Genomic DNA, 17,680 nt, shown 5'->3' on the forward strand with positions numbered 1-17,680 from the left:
TTATGATGAAAGTAAATCTATCCACGCCCTGTCTACTAAACTAATACAGAGTCGTCACAAGGACAGCATCATGAGCAAAAAGCTAATACTCGGAATCGCACTTCTCGCCGTCATTATCATTCTAGGTGTTAATTTTGGACAATATTTAACGCTGGAAAATGCTCAGGCTCAGCAAGCTGCACTCAGCGAATATATCAGTCAGAATTTTGTTACTGCCGCATTAGTGTACTTTTTTGCCTATATTGCCATTACCGCATTCTCAATTCCGGGAGCTGCAGTTGTTACGTTACTAGGTGCCGCTTTATTTGGCTTTTGGACCAGTCTTCTTCTTGTCTCTTTTGCTAGTACCATTGGTGCAACCATTGCATTTTTGAGTAGTCGCTTTTTATTGCGTGACTGGGTTCAAAGCAAGTTCGGTTCAAAGTTAGAAACTATCAATAAAGGTGTAGAAAAAGACGGGGCTTTTTATCTGTTCTCGCTAAGGTTGATTCCGGTATTTCCGTTCTTCTTAATCAACCTATTAATGGGCTTAACACCAATTAAAGTGTCAAAGTACTATTTAGTGAGCCAGTTAGGCATGTTGCCTGGAACTGCGGTTTACTTAAATGCCGGTACACAGCTCGCCAATATTAACAGTTTGTCAGGTATCGTTTCCCCAGCAGTTTTAGCTTCATTCGCTTTGTTGGGATTATTTCCACTGATTGCTAAGTGGATTATGGCGCGAATTTCTCGCTCACCACAGGTACAAGAATAATGAAGGTTTTTATTGGCAATAGTCCGACGGAAGCACATATCCTTCAACAACAATTGGAAAATGAAGGAATCCTTTGTGAAGTTAGAGGTGAAGGGGTTTACACGCTTCGAGGTGAAGTGCCATTTGATGAAAATACCTTGCCTTATGTCTGGCTAATCGATAACAAACAACATGTTAAAGCGAAAGCTATCATAGCCGAGTGGCAAGAACAGTTAAAAGCAGATTTGGAAAAAAGGGATTGGGTGTGTCCAAGGTGTCATGAAGTGAATGAAGCGCAGTTTGGCGCCTGTTGGAGTTGCCAAGCGTTAGCACCTACTTAGGTGTCACCGACTTAATAAAGGCAATTGAGTGACGATTGAACTCTTCGGGGTTCTCGACATTACAAACATGACCACAATCTTTAATCTCTAATAGTTGGCTGGACTTATGTTCAGCCACCATTTCTTTCACCGGCTTGATGAACATGTAGTCTTTCTCACCCATTAGGTACAGGGTCGGAATCGGTAGTTCCCTCTCCTTGAAGTAACGATTCAGTGGGTTGACTTCCGTAGTTAGTCGATACCAACGCTTAAATTCGTTTTGGCACAGTTTCTTAGCTTCTCTAACAAACAAGTGGCGAGACTCTTTCTGTCCCCTCTGAGGCATCACAATGTACGCAAATAAGCTGTAGAGCCACATATAAGGGATTATGTGCTTACTCATGTTGCCAATTTTTACCAGTATTTGTGAACGTGTGTTAAAGCGCGTTACCGCTCCACCCAGAACCATCGAGCGCACTCTTGGCATTGCCAGTTCAGCAATATTGCGCACGATGATGGTACCAAGAGACATGCCGACAAAATGGGCCGATTGTATTTTAAGGTGGTCCAGTACACGAACGATATCCATTGTTACCGTTTTGAATGTGTACTTGTTGGCCATGATATCTTTTAAGAACTGATTCGATTTACCATGCCCACGCAAATCAATGAACAGTAAGTTGAAGTGCTCACGATAAGCTCGTATCTGCTTAAACCATATAGATGAGCTGCCCCCTGCCCCATGCACAAATACCACCCATTCATCACTTGTAGGATGGGTATACGTTTTATGAAATAGTAGGCTTTCGGACATAGTTCTCGGATTGGTTAGTAGTACGAAAATAAAGTTATCACAACTCTACACGTCTCAGGAGAAAATTGCGCGGAAATTTAGAAAAAATGATTTCCAATTGTGTCAAAAAATGCCAACAAGTGCATATAAAAGAGCGGCATTACGCCGCTCTTCCAATGATATTAGCAATGTGAGGCTTCAAGCGCCAAATCATACATTTTGATGTATTCCTTGGCAGATTCTATCCAGCTAAAGTCTTTGCGCATTGCTCGAAGTTGCATCTCACGCATCTCTTCTGGGTGTTGCAAATAGAACAGAAGCGCTCGCTGTAAGACAATCAACAGCGCGTCATGGCAAGGCTCATCAAACCCAAAGCCCGTTGCCTGCTGTGGATTGTCATCAAAGTCGATTACCGTATCTTTCAGCCCACCAACTTTACGTACAATAGGCAAGGTACCATAAGCCATACTGTAGATTTGGTTCAGACCACATGCTTCAAATTCAGAAGGCATTAGGAAAAAGTCTGAGCCAGCCTCTACTAGATGAGCAAATCGGTTGCTATACGCCTCTACAAACGCCAACTTATCAGAAAACTGCTCTGCAATATCGTTAAGATGGGAAGCGATTTGTGGCTCACCAGTTCCGATAATGACAACCTGAACATCGTTTTTCAGAAACTTATCCAATATTGGCAGTATGTAATGGAAACCTTTTTGGTGAGTCAATCGACATACCATGCCAACCATTGGAACATTGCGTTCTGGCAGCGATAGCTCCTTTTGCAGCGCCTGCTTAGCAGCGAGCTTACCATTTAGCATACTCTCTAACTCGTCGTCGTAATTGACCGGAAGAAAGTCATCAAGCTTCGGGTTCCACTCTGAGTAGTCACAGCCATTAACAATACCATGAAGATCTTTGGAACGATGAACAAAATCGTCTACCAAACCATGTGAACCTAGAGGTGTCACTAGTTCAGCGGCATAGTTAGGGCTTACTGCATTGATTTTATCTGCGAAGGCAATTCCCGCACGAAGTGTGCTTACCCAACTGTCCCCATACTGTAGAAATTCCATTCCAGAAAGACGAAGTTCCGGAATGATTTCCAGCTGACTGTAGGAAAAGATGCCTTTAAAAATAGCATTGTGAACCGTTAGAACTGACTTCATTCCTGCAAAACGCTCGTCATCAGCGTAGCGTGTTTTAAGCAAGAATGGGATCAAACCAGTATGCCAGTCGTTGGCATGAACAATAGAAGGTCGAATACCGAGTTTCGGTAACACATCCAGACTCGCTGCAGCGAAGAAACCAAATCGTTCCCCATTGTCAGCATAAGCTCGATTGTGCTCAGCATACAATTCCGGCCTATCGAAGTATCGATCACATTCGATCACGAACACATCAACGCCGTCGAGTTGCGTTTTCTTAACTTGGTACGGTGTATGTGGCCAGTGCTCTAGCTCCGTAGCTAGTACAAACTCATACTGATCCTTGTTAGGCAGTGACTGGTAACCGGGTAAAGTAATGGCTACATTTTTACCCAGTTCTTGCAGAGCTTTAGGCAGAGCCTTGGCAACATCTGCCAAGCCTCCACTTTTTACAAGTCCTTGCGCTTCTGAAACTGGAAACCATACATCTATGTTTCGCATTTTAGAATCCAACTTTCGTCCCTTTCTTGATGACTACAACGCCACCCGGGGAGACATGGAAACGTTTCGCGTCCAACTCAAGATCTTCACCAATCACAGTCCCAGGGGCAATTTCTACGTTCTTATCAATGATCGCGCGCTTGATTGTACAACCAGCACCAATCTTAACGTCACCTAGGATAACAGATTCACTCACCACAGAACCAGCGGCAATATTACTTCTAAAACCTAATACAGAGCGATAGATTGATGAGCCACGAACATAACTACCGCCCGCAATCAAGCTGTCAGTAATCTTGATCTTTTGATGCTCAGCGTCAACGAACGTTGCTGGCGGCAATGGTGGATAATAAGTGTGAAGCGGCCATTTACGGTTGTATAGCGAGAACTGAGCGTCTTCTTGAAGTAGATCCATATGAGCCGCCCAGTACGAGTCGATCGTACCTACATCACGCCAGTAAGTAGTGTCTTTCTCACCGCTGATTTTGTTGGTAGAGAAATCATAAACATAGACATCACCTTCAGGGAACATCTTAGGAATGATATCTTTACCAAAATCATGGCTAGACTCAGTATTCTCGGCATCTATACGTAGCTCATTGCAGAGACTTTCTGCTTCAAAGATATAGTTGCCCATAGACACTAACGCCATATCAGGGTGACCAGGGATTGACTTCGGGTTTTGTGGCTTTTCTTCAAAGCCAATCATTTTGCCTTCTTCATCAACTTCAATCACACCAAATTCAGACGCTTCCGCTAATGGCATTCGCAGTGCTGAAACGGTTAGTTTCGCTTCCTTGCGTTTGTGAAAGTCTAGCATCTGACGAATGTCCATTTTATAGATATGGTCAGAACCAAAGATACATACATGCTCAGGATTGGCTAACTCGATAAAACGAACGTTTTGATAAATCGCATCCGCAGTACCTTCATACCAACGTTTACCATCACGCATTTGTGCAGGAATGGGGTCAATGAATCGGTCAGTGATTCCCGTTAGATTCCAACCCTTGCGCATGTGTTGATAGAGTGATTGAGACTTAAATTGAGTGAGGACATAAATTCGCATTAAGTCAGCATTGATAAAGTTGTTCAGAGCGAAGTCAATCAGACGATAGCTTCCTCCAAATGGTACCGCAGGTTTGCTACGTGATTCGGTTAAAGGACGTAGGCGAGAGCCTTCTCCACCAGCAAGAATCATTCCCAATACACCAGCCATTGATATCTCCGTTTTATTACAGCTTTTTTCCATTTATTGTCGGGTAGTTAAATTACATTTGGGGGTACCCGACTTCTTTATTAACGGATGACAATGTCGATTATTTCATCGACCATTCAAACGTTGAATCTTGTATATAAAATAGGCTTGAGGCCAAGTTGTTTAATTATTAACCTAGGGCCAACCATTTTTTTTAATATGGTTTTTATCTAAATTATCGTTTTGAAATAAGATTACAATGCATCATGACGCATTATTTGGCATTGAACACAGTTGCATCAAAACTTACGCCTTTAATCACAGAATGGCATACCGACATCACCTTATCAACACATATTGTTAACATGCAATTCACCTCAACCACTCTTTGATGAAAACTGCCTGAAAAACAATGAGCTAAACTGCTATGACCAGTTTAATGGGTATATATAGATAATGAATGTACTAAATATATACAATCATTTACAAAATTAAGGGTTTAATAGTGAGGATAAAAAAACAGCACTCAAATGAGTGCTGTTAATTAGAACGTTCAGAGATTATTTTTTAGGCTTTTTACGCTTATCGGTAATTTCCCATTTACCATCAACATATAACCCCGTCCAACCCGATGGTTTACCGTCGATTTCAGAACGAACATAATTCTCTTTAGTCTTACGACTGAAACGAACTACCGTTGGTCTACCATCTGGATCTTCTGTTGGTGCATCCGCAAGATAGTGGAACTTCGGCGATAAACGTTCTTTGTATTTCGCAAGTTCACTTACAAGCGGTGCGCGAGTCTCACGAGATTTAGGGAAGTTGCTAGCAGCCATAAATAGGCCTGATGCACCATCACGCAGTACAAAGTAAGCATCCGAGTTTTCACAAGGAAGCTCTGGGAAATGAACTGGGTCTTCCTTAGGAGGTGCTATTTCACCGTTTTTAAGGATCTTACGGGTGTTTTTACAGGTCTCACTGGTGCAGTCCATGTACTTACCAAAACGGCCGTTCTTAAGTACCATTTCAGAGCCACACTTGTCACATTCGACCGTCGGGCCATCATAACCTTTAACTTTAAACTCACCCTGTTCAACCACATGGCCTTCACAATTTGGGTTATTACCGCAAACATGAAGCTTGCGCTTATCATCGATCAGATAAGCATCCATTGCCGTCTCACAAATTGGGCAACGTTTCTTAGCACGCAGAGCTGCCGTTTCGACGTCTTCTTCAAGAACGTTAATAATGCCTTCTTCATCACCCAAGTTAATCGTCGTTTTACAACGCTCTTTAGGTGGTAAAGCATAGCCAGAACAGCCCAAGAATACGCCAGTTGAAGCAGTACGAATACCCATAGGGCGTGAACATGTAGGACATTCAATTTCTGTCATAACGATATGATTTGGCTTCATACCGCCATGCTCTTCGTCTTGCTCAGCTTTGCCTAAATCAGTAGTGAACTCTTCGAAGAATTCGTTCAATACATTTTTCCAGCTTGCATCACCTTCGGCGATTTGATCGAGCTTCTGCTCCATGCGAGCAGTAAAGTCGTAGTTCATCAAATCAGTGAAGCTGTCATCAAGACGATCGGTCACTATCTCACCCATCTTCTCAGCATAGAAACGACGCTGGTCAACTTTTACATAACCACGATCTTGAATCGTTGAGATGATTGACGCATAAGTAGAAGGACGACCAATTCCACGTTTCTCTAGCTCTTTAACTAAAGCCGCTTCGGTGTAACGTGCAGGTGGCTTGGTAAAGTGTTGCTTAGGATCTAACGCAACAAGGTCAAGCTTATCGCCCAGCTGTACTGCAGGAAGGATAGCATCTTCGTTTTTGCCCATTGGACGCTGAACACGAGTCCAACCATCAAACTTAAGAATGCGACCCTTCGCCTTCAACGTATACTCGTCAGCTTTCACACTGATGGTTGTTGAATCGTACTTCGCTGGTGTCATTTGACAAGCCACGAACTGATTCCAGATAAGTGCATATAGCTTATGAGCGTCGGCTTCCATACCAGAAAGATCATCAACTTTCACGTTAACGTCTGAAGGACGAATCGCTTCGTGCGCTTCCTGAGCACCTTCTTTGCTTCCGTAGAAGTTTGGTTTTTCAGGAAGATAGGCACCACCAAACTCACTATCAATATAGCCACGGACTGCATCAACTGCTTCTGCACTCAAGTTGGTAGAGTCGGTACGCATATAGGTGATATAACCCGCTTCATACAGCCTTTGAGCCAACATCATAGTCTTTTTAACACCATAACCTAGGCGCGTACTTGCTGCCTGCTGCAGCGTAGAAGTGATGTAAGGTGCTGATGGCTTACTTTGAGTTGGACGGTCTTCACGTTTACAAACTTCGTACGTCGCCTTATCCAATACAGAAACAGCGGCTTGCGCTTCTGTTTCATTAGATGGTTTGAACGCCTTGCTCGCTTTTTGAGCAACTAGTAGACGAAAATCTGTCTTATCCGAAGTTTTAGTATCTGCATGAATATCCCAAAATTCTTCTGGGATAAACGCATTAATTTCACGCTCACGCTCTACGAGAAGCTTAACGGCAACTGACTGTACGCGGCCCGCAGATAGACCTCGTGCGACCTTCTTCCAAAGAAGCGGAGACACCATAAAACCAACAACACGGTCTAAGAAACGTCGTGCTTGCTGTGCATTCACGCCATCCATATTCAGTTCACCAGGATCTTGGAATGCCTGTTGGATCGCGTTTTTGGTAATTTCGTTAAATACTACTCGTTTATATCGCTCTTCATCGCCACCGATGATCTCACGAAGGTGCCATGCGATAGCCTCTCCTTCGCGGTCCAAATCGGTTGCGAGATAAACATGGTCAGCGTCTTTCGCAAGTTTTTGTAGCTCGGCAACTACTTTTTCTTTGCCTGGCAATACTTGATAGTTTGCTGCCCAATCATCATATGGGTTAATACCCATTTTTTTAATTAGCGCTTTGCGGTCTTTTTCTTTTTTAATACGTGCTTTTTCTTCAGCACTTAAGCCTTTTGTAGAGACAGCTGCTGCTTTTTTACCAGTACTTTGCCCTGCAGTTGGTAAGTCACGCACGTGACCTACACTCGACTTCACTATAAAGTCTTTACCGAGGTATTTGTTAATGGTTTTAGCCTTAGCGGGTGACTCCACTATAACCAGTGACTTTCCCATAATGACACTAACGTCCTATATCACATTGCGACATTTAATCGCACGATGTTCGAAATTTATGCTTCTTTTTACTATTGAGCGAGAACAAAAGAAGATCAACCAGTTTTTTTGCAATTAGATTCTGATTGCTCGACAAATGTCCGATCAAATAGAACTCATCGCTTGAAAAATGGCGCAATATTAAACGCCATTTATGATTGTTGCCTAGCAACATTCACCAAAATTTGTTGCTTATCACAAATTGCTGCTAACTATAGCCGAGATATTTGTCCTTGCAAAATGTGTTGGCACTCATACACTACGCGGTAATGTTTTATATAGAGGACATCAATATGTCACAGAAAACCGCCATCACAGAGTTTGATTTGTTGCTCATCGCCAACCAAATCATTCAGGAACATGATGATTTCATTGAAGGAATGCGTGCAGACAGCGTCGAAGAAAAAGACGGTGTCCTAGTTTTCAAAGGTAACTACTTCCTCGATGATAAAGGGCTACCAACCGAGAAAACAACGGCGGTATTTAATATGTTTAAATACCTTGCACACCACCTTTCGAAAGAGTTTACTCTGCAGAACTAAATAATAACGCCCCGATTCTGGGGCGTTATTATTCACTGTGTTACTGGCTTAAATCTGCCAATTTATCAAAGTAGTCAGGGAACGTTTTTGACGTACACTTAGGATCGTTGATCGTCACTGGTGTGTCACTCAACGCAACGAGAGAGAAACACATTGCCATTCGGTGATCATCATACGTGTCAATCGCAGCATGTTTTAGGTCATCGGTTGGCTCGACGATAATATAGTCTTCACCTTCTTCTACTGTGGCACCTACTTTTCTCAATTCGGTAGCCATAGCCGCAAGACGATCTGTTTCTTTTACTCGCCAGTTGTATACGTTACGAATTGCAGTTGTGCCCTTTGCAAAGAGTGCCGTCGTAGCAATAGTCATGGCGGCATCGGGGATATGATTATAGTCCATATCAATACCCACTAAATCACCTTTACGACACAGAATGTAGTCATCACCCCATTCAATCTCTGCGCCCATTTTTTCTAGCGCGTCGGCAAATCGAATATCACCCTGAATACTGTTCTTACCAATACCCGTCACCTTTATCTCACCGCCTTTGATGGCTGCAGCAGCAAGGAAATAGGAGGCTGAAGACGCATCCCCTTCTACCAAAAACTGGCCTGGAGACTGGTATCGTTGACCACACTTAATAACAAACTGTTGATAGTCACGATTTTCAACTTTAACACCAAACTGCTCCATTATATGCAGCGTAATATCGATATATGGTTTTGATACCAATTCACCGACAATTTCGATGGTGACATCAGCCTTCGCCAATGGTGCAGACATCAAGAATGCTGTTAAAAACTGACTGGAAATGGAACCATCAATTTTGACCAGTCCACCTGTCAAACCGGTACCAACGATCTTTAGAGGCGGATAGTTTTCTGCTTCTAGATATTCGACGTCCGCACCAGCTTGCTTAAGCGCATCAACCAAGTGACCAATGGGTCTTTCCTTCATCCTTGGTTCGCCAGTAAGAACATATTCGCCTTCACCAAGGCAAAGCGCAGCTGCTAGAGGACGCATCGCAGTACCTGCATTGCCAAGAAATAGTTCTTTTGGTTCCGAGACACTGAATGGTTGACCTAAACCTTTAACGATGCATTGAGTTTTGTCTTCGGATAACTGATACTCGACACCCAAACTGGTGAGGGCGTTGAGCATATGACGAATATCATCACTATCTAGAAGATTGGTGAGTGTGGTCGTACCTTCTGCCAACGCAGCAAGCAATAAAGCACGATTCGAGACACTTTTTGAACCTGGAAGGTTAACCGTTCCGGATACTTTTTGGATGGGTTGGAGTGTTAAGCTTTCCATTAGTTGAATCTAATCCTTTGTAGACACTTCAGTCCTTGTAATGAAGCGTCTTAAATAATTCTTGGTAGTTGCAGCGTAACTAAAATACAAGGTAAACACCAGAGCTAATACACCTCTAGATGGTCAATATCTCGACACTTAGTACTAGCCAGCTAGTACTAATGAAAATTAATAAATGAGTCGGTATTGCTTATAATTAATAGAAAGGAACGCAACATTACAGCACTATGACGATCTACCTGACAGAACTAGACAGCAATGACTTTACATTCCCCTCTCCTTTCGAAGCGCTTGATGAGCCAAATGGCTTACTAGCGTTTGGCGGTGATCTCAACCCACAACGACTGCTGTCTGCCTATCAACATGGCGTTTTCCCTTGGTTTGGTCCAAATGAACCACTGCTATGGTGGAGTCCAGCCCCGAGAGCCGTATTTGATCCATCTCTTTTCCGTCCATCAAAAAGCCTGCGTAAATTTCAGCGCAAAACAAATTATCGAGTCACGATGAATACATGTACATCGCAAGTCATTGAATATTGCGCAAGTACACGTCCTATCGAAGAAACTTGGTTAAATGAGGATATGCGTTCTGCGTATGGAGAGTTAGCAAAAAAAGGCCACTGTCATTCCGTCGAAGTTTGGAACCATAATGCCCTAGTCGGCGGCCTTTACGGACTTTCCATTGGCCAAGTCTTTTGTGGCGAATCGATGTTTTCTCTGGAAACTAATGCTTCCAAGACTGCTCTTTGGTACTTTTGTCATCACTTTAAAAACCATGGAGGCAAACTCATCGACTGCCAAGTTATGAACCCGCACTTGAACTCACTAGGAGCACAAGAACTGACCCGTGAACAGTTTATAGCGGCTTTGCATAATTTACGTGAACAAACCGTACAAGATTCCTGTTTTTCTCAACAAGAGCTATCATTTCCTATACAACAGGAGATGAGTTGATGAACATGGCTGTCCAACAGATCCGAATTGGTCTGAGTCGCAAACAAGACTGTAGTTATTTGCCCGCTCAACAAGAGCGAGTAGCTATTGTTTTGGAGAAAGAACTGCATGAAGCCAATCAATACGAAATGTTATTAGCTAATGGCTTTAGAAGAAGTGGAGACGCCATTTATAAGCCTCAATGTGACCATTGCAGTGCCTGTCATGCGTTGAGAGTAGCTATCGATGATTTTAAGCTATCTAAGAGCCAGAAACGTCTACTTGCCAAAACCAAATCATTTCGCTGGGAGATAAGACCAACGTTAGATGAAGAATGGTTTGATCTTTACTCTCGCTATATTGAGAAACGTCATTCAACAGGCAGTATGTATCCACCAAGACAACAAGAGTTTTTTGAGTTTGCACAGTGTTCATGGATGACCCTGCACTATCTGCACATCTTTGACGATGATAAGCTGGTAGGGATCGCCATCACCGATATTCTCTCTGATAGCGCCAGTGCTTTTTATACCTTCTTCGACCCTGACTACACGTTATCTCTCGGTACGTACGCTGTATTGTGTCAAATTGAATACTGCCAACGATATAACAAACAATGGCTCTATTTGGGCTACCAAATCGATGATTGTTCAGCAATGAACTACAAAACACGGTTCCAACGTCATCAAAGGCTAGTAAATCAGCGATGGCGAGGGTAGAATACACCGCAACTTTACTTATTAAGATTTTAACGGCACAATGCCTGCCGTTAAAACGCCGCATTTCGAAAGAGGATTAAATGGCTAAAGAAGACGTAATTGAGATGCAAGGTACAGTCCTTGATACTCTACCAAACACAATGTTCCGTGTTGAACTAGAAAACGGTCACGTAGTTACTGCGCACATCTCTGGTAAGATGCGTAAAAACTACATCCGTATCCTTACTGGTGACAAAGTAACTGTAGAGATGACTCCATACGACCTAACTAAAGGCCGCATCGTCTTCCGTGCTCGTTAATCTCAACGTTTAAACGAACACAAAAAAACGGAGCTTAGGCTCCGTTTTTTGTTATCCACTAAGTAGCGATTCAGATGAAGAAGCGCTAGTGATGCGCTTCTGCTTCTTCCTTAGCGCCTACATATTCAAACGCTAAATCATCATCTTTAAGGGACACTTTCACTGTTCCGCCATCAACCAACGAACCAAATAAGAGTTCATTCGCCAGTGGTTTCTTAAGCTTGTCTTGGATAACACGACCCATAGGTCTTGCACCCATTGTCTTGTCGTAACCCTTAATCGCAAGCCAATCGCGAGCATCATCAGACACTTCTAACGAAACGCCTCGAGAATCCAACTGCGCTTGAAGTTCAACAATAAACTTATCAACCACTTGATGTATAACCGTGTCATCTAGGCTGTTGAACCAGATGATGCCATCAAGACGGTTGCGGAACTCCGGAGTGAACACACGTTTAATGGCACCCATCGCGTCTGGTTTGTGATCTTGTTGAATCAGACCAATAGATTTCTTCTCAGTCTCAGCAACACCTGCGTTACTCGTCATTACCAAAATCACATTGCGGAAGTCAGCTTTTCGACCATTGTTATCCGTTAGCGTACCGTTATCCATGACTTGCAGTAGCAAGTTGAAGATATCAGGGTGCGCCTTCTCAATCTCATCCAGTAATACTACAGAGTGCGGATGCTTGATAACCGCGTCGGTTAGCAAACCACCTTGATCGTAGCCCACATAACCTGGAGGAGCACCGATTAAACGGCTTACTGAGTGACGTTCACCATACTCCGACATGTCGAAACGAAGCAGTTCGATACCCAATAGCTTAGACAATTGAACGGTCACTTCTGTTTTACCAACCCCAGTTGGGCCAGCAAACAAGAATGAGCCAACAGGTCTATCATCATTACCTAATCCAGCGCGAGTCATCTTGATTGCTTCACAAAGCACGTCAATGGCTTTGTCTTGACCAAAGACCAGCATCTTCATCTTGTCATCAAGGTTTTGAAGAATATCCTTGTCTGAAGAAGATACAGACTTCTCTGGAATGCGCGCCATCTTGGCAACCATCGCTTCGATATCTGCCACACCAACCGTTTTCTTACGACGGCTTACCGGAACCAAACGACTGCGAGCGCCCGCCTCATCGATAACGTCAATAGCCTTATCAGGTAAATGGCGCTCGTTGATGTACTTCGCTGACAATTCAACGGCAGCACGCAACGCTTTGTTAGTGTAACGAACCTCGTGGTGCTCCTCATATTTAGGCTTAAGACCCATCAAGATCTTAGTCGTATCATCTAAAGAAGGTTCCACTACATCGATTTTCTGGAATCGACGAGATAGTGCACGCTCTTTGTCAAAAATGTTGCTGTATTCCTGGTAAGTTGTAGAGCCAATACAGCGCAGTTTGCCGCTGCTTAGAAGAGGTTTAATAAGGTTTGCTGCGTCTACTTGTCCACCAGAAGCCGCACCTGCACCGATAATTGTATGGATCTCATCAATGAACAGAATGGCGTCATCTTCTTTTTCCAATTGCTTGAGAATCGCTTTGAAGCGTTTCTCGAAGTCACCGCGGTATTTAGTACCTGCAAGTAGCGAGCCTATATCGAGAGAATAAATAACACTGTTTTGGATAACATCTGGCACTTGGCCTTCAACGATTCTCCAAGCCAAACCTTCAGCGATAGCAGTCTTACCAACACCGGCCTCACCCACCAACAGTGGGTTGTTCTTACGACGGCGACATAGCACTTGAATCGTACGCTCAAGTTCTTTATCGCGACCAATAAGAGGGTCAATGTTGCCTGCTTTCGCCACTTGGTTCAGATTCGTTGCAAAGCTTTCAAGACGATCTTCACCGTTGGCTTCTTCAATGTTCTCACTACCACCACCAAGTGAGCCACTCGATGGTTCGTCACCAGTTGGACCGATGTTCTTGGTAATACCGTGAGAAATAAAATTAACGATATCTAATCGGCTAATGTCATTTTTCTTAAGAAGGTAAGCAGCATGTGATTCTTGTTCACTAAAAATCGCTACTAAGACGTTAGCGCCTGTTACTTCACTGCGCCCAGAAGACTGTACATGGAATACGGCGCGTTGAAGAACACGTTGGAAACTTAAAGTAGGTTGTGTTTCTCGCGTGTCGTCGGCATCAGGGATAAGAGGAGTTGTTTGATCAATGAAAATGTCGAGCTCATTACGCAGATTCTCTAAATTTGCGTTACAAGCAGTTAGTGCCTCTTTAGCCGAGTCATTTTCCAACAAAGCTAAAAGGAGATGCTCTACGGTCATGAATTCATGTCTTTTATCACGAGCACGAGCAAATGCGCCGTTCAGACTCGATTCTAATTCTTTATTAAGCATAAGTACCTCCTAAGGAATGACAAACGTCATTCATGCGAAAATTAGGCTTTTTCCATGGTACACAAAAGTGGGTGTTCATTTTCCCTTGAATACATGGTCACTTGAGCAACTTTCGTTTCCGCGACTTCGGATGTGTAGGTGCCACAGACAGCTTTACCTTCATAATGCACCGCTAACATCACTTGAGTCGCTTTGTCTTCGTTGAGTGAAAAAAAGCGTTCCAAGATTTCTACTACAAAGTCCATCGGCGTATAGTCATCGTTGTTTAACACAACGTTGTACATTGCCGGCGGCTCAACCTTAGTTTTTTCTTTCTCCAGTAAGTCTGAGTCTGGAGTCACCCATTCAAAATTTTTACTCATGGCCAAATGTTGAGAGTTTTCTTTTAATTACAAAACACTGTGCTGAATTTCAATGCTAAAAGCGTCGCTAGAAACACCTGAGAGCCAACACTCAAAAAACATCTCTATTAAGAGACTAATGCACCAATTGTATCGCTGCAAACAAAACAATGCTATTAGTGTGTGTCACATATGAGCCAAGTTGAAAAAACTTTCGCCTCCCTCATAAATAGAATACATGAAGCTCATGCAAACAGAAGATAGATTTTGCACTTTTGTTAAAACCAAAGCGCATATGTATAGAATATGTAGTTATTTATACGACTTTCCTATTGACTCCGCTCAATGTTTGACTACAGTGGTTAATTAGTGACTAAAATTTAACAAGTTTTGCATCGGTATTCCCCACAAAGTAAGAATACCCTTACAGCAAAAAACACATTCAAAACGGATGAATGTGGTATAGAGCCACGACTTAGGTTGTGGTTAGTTAGTTTGAATCACAGCAAAGAAGAAGCAAACACGATTGGTCAGTGTCTTCAAAGCGACTTCAGTAACAAAAAATGCATGAGGGATGTATAGCATGGCTACAGGTACAGTAAAATGGTTTAACAACGCCAAAGGATTTGGGTTTATTTGTCCAGAAGGCGAGGATGGTGACATTTTCGCACACTACTCCACTATTAAGATGGATGGCTACCGTACTCTGAAAGCGGGTCAACAAGTGAATTACGAAGTAGAAGAAGGGCCAAAGGGCTATCACGCTAGCTCAGTTACGCCTGTCGAAGGTGACATAGCGAAGTAGTTTCACAAAACAATCACCCATTACAGAAGACACGACCTATAAAAAAACCACCTTTCGGTGGTTTTTTTATGCCTTTCACAATTCGATGTTTAGCGATTAGCCAACAATGTTATTCAATGTGGAGCTTGGACGCATTAACGTTGAAGTCTTCACATCGTCAAATTGATAGTAACCACCAAGATCGCCTGCAACGCCTTGAGCATTGTTTAGCTCAGAAACAATAACACTCTCGTTTGATGCAAGGTGCTCTGCAATTGGCGCGAACTCGTCTGCTAGTGCTTTGTCTTCTGTTTGAAGAGCTAGTGCTTGAGCCCAGTATAGAGCTAGATAGTAGTGAGAACCACGGTTGTCTAACTCACCAACGCGACGTGATGGCGACTTGTTGTTGTCTAGGAACTTGCCTGTTGCTTCATCAAGAGCTTTCGCTAGTACATTCGCTTTTTCTTTACCAGAAACGACCGCTAGATGCTCTAGAGAAGCTGCTAGTGCTAAGAATTCACCTAAAGAGTCCCAACGTAAGTGATTTTCTTTTTGAACCTGTTGAACGTGCTTAGGCGCAGAGCCACCAGCGCCTGTTTCAAATAGGCCGCCACCGTTCATCAATGGAACAATAGATAGCATCTTCGCCGATGTGCCAAGTTCAAGAATTGGGAACAAGTCTGTTAGGTAATCACGTAAAACGTTACCAGTGACAGAAATGGTGTCTTCACCCTTCTTGATTCGGTCTAGTGAGAACAGTGTTGCTTCCAGTGGAGCTTTCACATAAATTTCTAGACCTGACGTATCGTGCTCTGGAAGATATTGATTCACTTTTTTGATCAACTCAGCATCGTGGGCACGGTTCTCGTCGAGCCAGAATACCGCTGGCGTACTTGATGCACGAGCGCGTGTCACAGCCAGTTTCACCCAATCTTGAATCGGTGCGTCTTTCACCTGACACATACGGAAGATATCGCCTTCTTCAACTGACTGCTCAATAAGCACATTGCCGGCTGTATCGATAACTTCGACTTTGCCATCACCTTTTAGGATGAAGGTCTTATCGTGTGAACCGTACTCTTCTGCTTTTTGAGCCATTAGACCTACGTTTGGCACACTACCCATCGTCGTTGGATCAAATGCACCATTCTCTTTACAGAAGTCGATAACTGCTTGATAGATACTTGCATAGCTACGATCAGGGATCATTGCTTTGGTATCTTTCTGCTTACCATCCGGGCCCCACATTTGGCCAGATGAACGAAGCATCGCTGGCATAGAAGCATCAACGATAATGTCACTTGGTACGTGTAGGTTGGTAATACCACGGTCAGAATCAACCATTGCAAGTGCAGGTTGAGTTTCATAAACAGCTGCTAGATCGGCTTCAATCTCAGCTTTTTGAGCGGCTGGTAGTGAGGCGATTTTTGCGTATACATCACCAATACCGTTGTTTACATCAACACCTAGTTCTTCAAATAGCTGACCGTGTTTTGCAAATACATCTTTGTAGTAAACTTTAACTGCGTGACCAAAAATAACTGGGTCAGAGACCTTCATCATCGTCGCTTTCATGTGCAATGAAAGCAGAACATCTTGCTGTTTCGCTTCTGCAATTTGCTCTTCAAAGAAAGACACCAACGCTTTCTTGTTCATTACAGATGCGTCGATGATTTCACCCGCTTGTAGGGCAACCTTCTCTTTAAGAACGCTAGTCTCGCCAGTAGCTGAAGTAAATTGAATCTTCACATCCGTCGCATCAGCAACAGTGACCGATTTTTCACTACCGAAGAAGTCTTTATCTGTCATGCTAGAAACATGAGACTTAGAATCTTTCGACCATGCTCCCATTGAATGCGGGTTTTTCTTAGCATAGTTCTTCACAGATAGCGGTGCGCGTCGGTCTGAGTTACCTTCACGTAAAACCGGGTTTACCGCACTGCCTTTGATCTTGTCATAAGTAGCTTTGATAGCTTCTTGTTCTGGCGTGCTTGGCTCTTCTGGGTAGTTTGGCAAATCATAGCCATTTGCTTGAAGTTCTTTAATAGCAGCCTGTAGCTGTGGGATAGACGCAGAGATGTTTGGTAGCTTGATGATGTTCGCTTCTGGTGTTTTCGCCAGCTCACCAAGTTCAGCTAGTGCATCACCAATACGTTGCTCTTCTTTGAGGTATTCAGGGAAGTTAGCAATTATACGCCCTGCTAGTGAAATGTCTCTCGTTTCAACACTGATACCAGATGAAGCAGTAAATGACTGAATGATCGGCAGCAACGAGTAAGTTGCGAGCGCTGGAGCTTCATCAGTAATGGTATAGATAATTGTCGGCTTTTCTGTAGGCATGAAATTTCCCTATCGTTCTAATTGGGTATGAGTACCCTTATTAATCAACGTGCCTTCATCAAGGACACGTAAACGTTATGACGGAACGCGATTGAGTGGTTGATACAAAAAGTTTGC

The 17,680-nt window shown here is 43.2% G+C and carries 15 protein-coding genes; 7 read left to right on the forward strand and 8 right to left on the reverse strand.

Annotation, left to right across the window (positions count from 1 at the left end):
* The first annotated feature begins 70 nt into the window (after positions 1–70).
* Together MMA19_RS10350 and MMA19_RS10355 are read left to right on the forward strand one after the other, a co-directional pair.
* The gene (locus tag MMA19_RS10350; RefSeq protein WP_006074949.1) at positions 71–754 is read left to right on the forward strand and encodes a TVP38/TMEM64 family protein; all 684 of its coding nucleotides are present in this window, start codon (positions 71–73) and stop codon (positions 752–754) included.
* On the forward strand, positions 754–1,074 hold the full coding sequence (locus tag MMA19_RS10355) for a DUF2007 domain-containing protein (RefSeq protein WP_031496326.1): 321 nt from the start codon (positions 754–756) through the stop codon (positions 1,072–1,074). Before MMA19_RS10350 ends, MMA19_RS10355 begins: the two co-directional genes overlap by 1 nt.
* Here MMA19_RS10355 and MMA19_RS10360 read toward each other — a convergent pair.
* From MMA19_RS10360 to topA, 4 genes are all read right to left on the reverse strand, one after another.
* Positions 1,067–1,867: an alpha/beta hydrolase gene (locus MMA19_RS10360; RefSeq protein ID WP_031496328.1), complete on the reverse strand. Its 801-nt coding sequence runs from the start codon at positions 1,865–1,867 to the stop codon at positions 1,067–1,069. The two genes, MMA19_RS10355 and MMA19_RS10360, sit on opposite strands and share 8 nt — an antisense overlap.
* A 161-nt stretch (positions 1,868–2,028) precedes the next feature.
* On the reverse strand, positions 2,029–3,492 hold the full coding sequence (gene glgA / locus MMA19_RS10365; protein ID WP_240206147.1) for a glycogen synthase GlgA: 1,464 nt from the start codon (positions 3,490–3,492) through the stop codon (positions 2,029–2,031).
* A gap of 1 nt (position 3,493) precedes the next feature.
* Complete coding sequence (gene glgC / locus MMA19_RS10370) at positions 3,494–4,711, reverse strand: glucose-1-phosphate adenylyltransferase (protein ID WP_062457062.1); 1,218 nt, start codon at positions 4,709–4,711, stop codon at positions 3,494–3,496.
* Between the two features lie 539 nt (positions 4,712–5,250).
* A complete protein-coding gene (gene topA / locus MMA19_RS10375; RefSeq protein ID WP_240206148.1) occupies positions 5,251–7,878 on the reverse strand; it encodes a type I DNA topoisomerase in 2,628 nt (875 codons plus the stop codon).
* A 332-nt stretch (positions 7,879–8,210) separates the two neighbouring features.
* Between topA and MMA19_RS10380 the strand changes: the two genes are divergently transcribed.
* Complete coding sequence (locus MMA19_RS10380) at positions 8,211–8,459, forward strand: YciN family protein (RefSeq protein WP_031494484.1); 249 nt, start codon at positions 8,211–8,213, stop codon at positions 8,457–8,459.
* 40 nt (positions 8,460–8,499) lie between these two features.
* Here MMA19_RS10380 and aroA read toward each other — a convergent pair whose 3' ends face one another.
* The gene (aroA, locus tag MMA19_RS10385; RefSeq protein ID WP_031494483.1) at positions 8,500–9,780 is read right to left on the reverse strand and encodes a 3-phosphoshikimate 1-carboxyvinyltransferase; all 1,281 of its coding nucleotides are present in this window, start codon (positions 9,778–9,780) and stop codon (positions 8,500–8,502) included.
* 227 nt (positions 9,781–10,007) lie between these two features.
* Between aroA and aat the strand changes: the two genes are divergently transcribed.
* The 3 genes from aat (at position 10,008) to infA (ending at position 11,730) form a co-directional block, all read left to right on the forward strand.
* Positions 10,008–10,733, forward strand: a complete 726-nt coding sequence (gene aat, locus MMA19_RS10390; RefSeq protein ID WP_240206149.1) for a leucyl/phenylalanyl-tRNA--protein transferase — start codon at positions 10,008–10,010, stop codon at positions 10,731–10,733.
* Complete coding sequence (locus MMA19_RS10395; protein WP_240206150.1) at positions 10,733–11,431, forward strand: arginyltransferase; 699 nt, start codon at positions 10,733–10,735, stop codon at positions 11,429–11,431. The genes aat and MMA19_RS10395 overlap by 1 nt, the downstream gene beginning before the upstream one ends.
* Before the next feature lie 80 nt (positions 11,432–11,511).
* Complete coding sequence (gene infA, locus MMA19_RS10400; protein WP_006075347.1) at positions 11,512–11,730, forward strand: translation initiation factor IF-1; 219 nt, start codon at positions 11,512–11,514, stop codon at positions 11,728–11,730.
* An 85-nt stretch (positions 11,731–11,815) separates the two neighbouring features.
* Here infA and clpA read toward each other — a convergent pair whose 3' ends face one another.
* On the reverse strand, positions 11,816–14,098 hold the full coding sequence (gene clpA, locus MMA19_RS10405; RefSeq protein ID WP_006075346.1) for an ATP-dependent Clp protease ATP-binding subunit ClpA: 2,283 nt from the start codon (positions 14,096–14,098) through the stop codon (positions 11,816–11,818).
* A gap of 41 nt (positions 14,099–14,139) precedes the next feature.
* Positions 14,140–14,460, reverse strand: coding sequence for an ATP-dependent Clp protease adapter ClpS (clpS, locus tag MMA19_RS10410; protein ID WP_031494481.1), 321 nt, complete (start codon positions 14,458–14,460; stop codon positions 14,140–14,142).
* A gap of 562 nt (positions 14,461–15,022) precedes the next feature.
* On the opposite strand from clpS, the gene cspD reads away from it, so the two are divergent.
* Entirely contained in the window at positions 15,023–15,244 is a 222-nt protein-coding gene (cspD, locus tag MMA19_RS10415) for a cold shock domain-containing protein CspD (RefSeq protein WP_006075342.1), read from the forward strand.
* A gap of 96 nt (positions 15,245–15,340) precedes the next feature.
* On the opposite strand, the gene MMA19_RS10420 is transcribed toward cspD, so the two are convergent.
* Positions 15,341–17,563: an NADP-dependent isocitrate dehydrogenase gene (locus tag MMA19_RS10420; RefSeq protein WP_124939981.1), complete on the reverse strand. Its 2,223-nt coding sequence runs from the start codon at positions 17,561–17,563 to the stop codon at positions 15,341–15,343.
* Between the last annotated feature and the right edge of the window lie 117 nt (positions 17,564–17,680).

It is taken from the genome of Vibrio sp. CyArs1, assembly GCF_022432925.1.
Classification (GTDB): Bacteria; Pseudomonadota; Gammaproteobacteria; order Enterobacterales; family Vibrionaceae; genus Vibrio; species Vibrio mediterranei.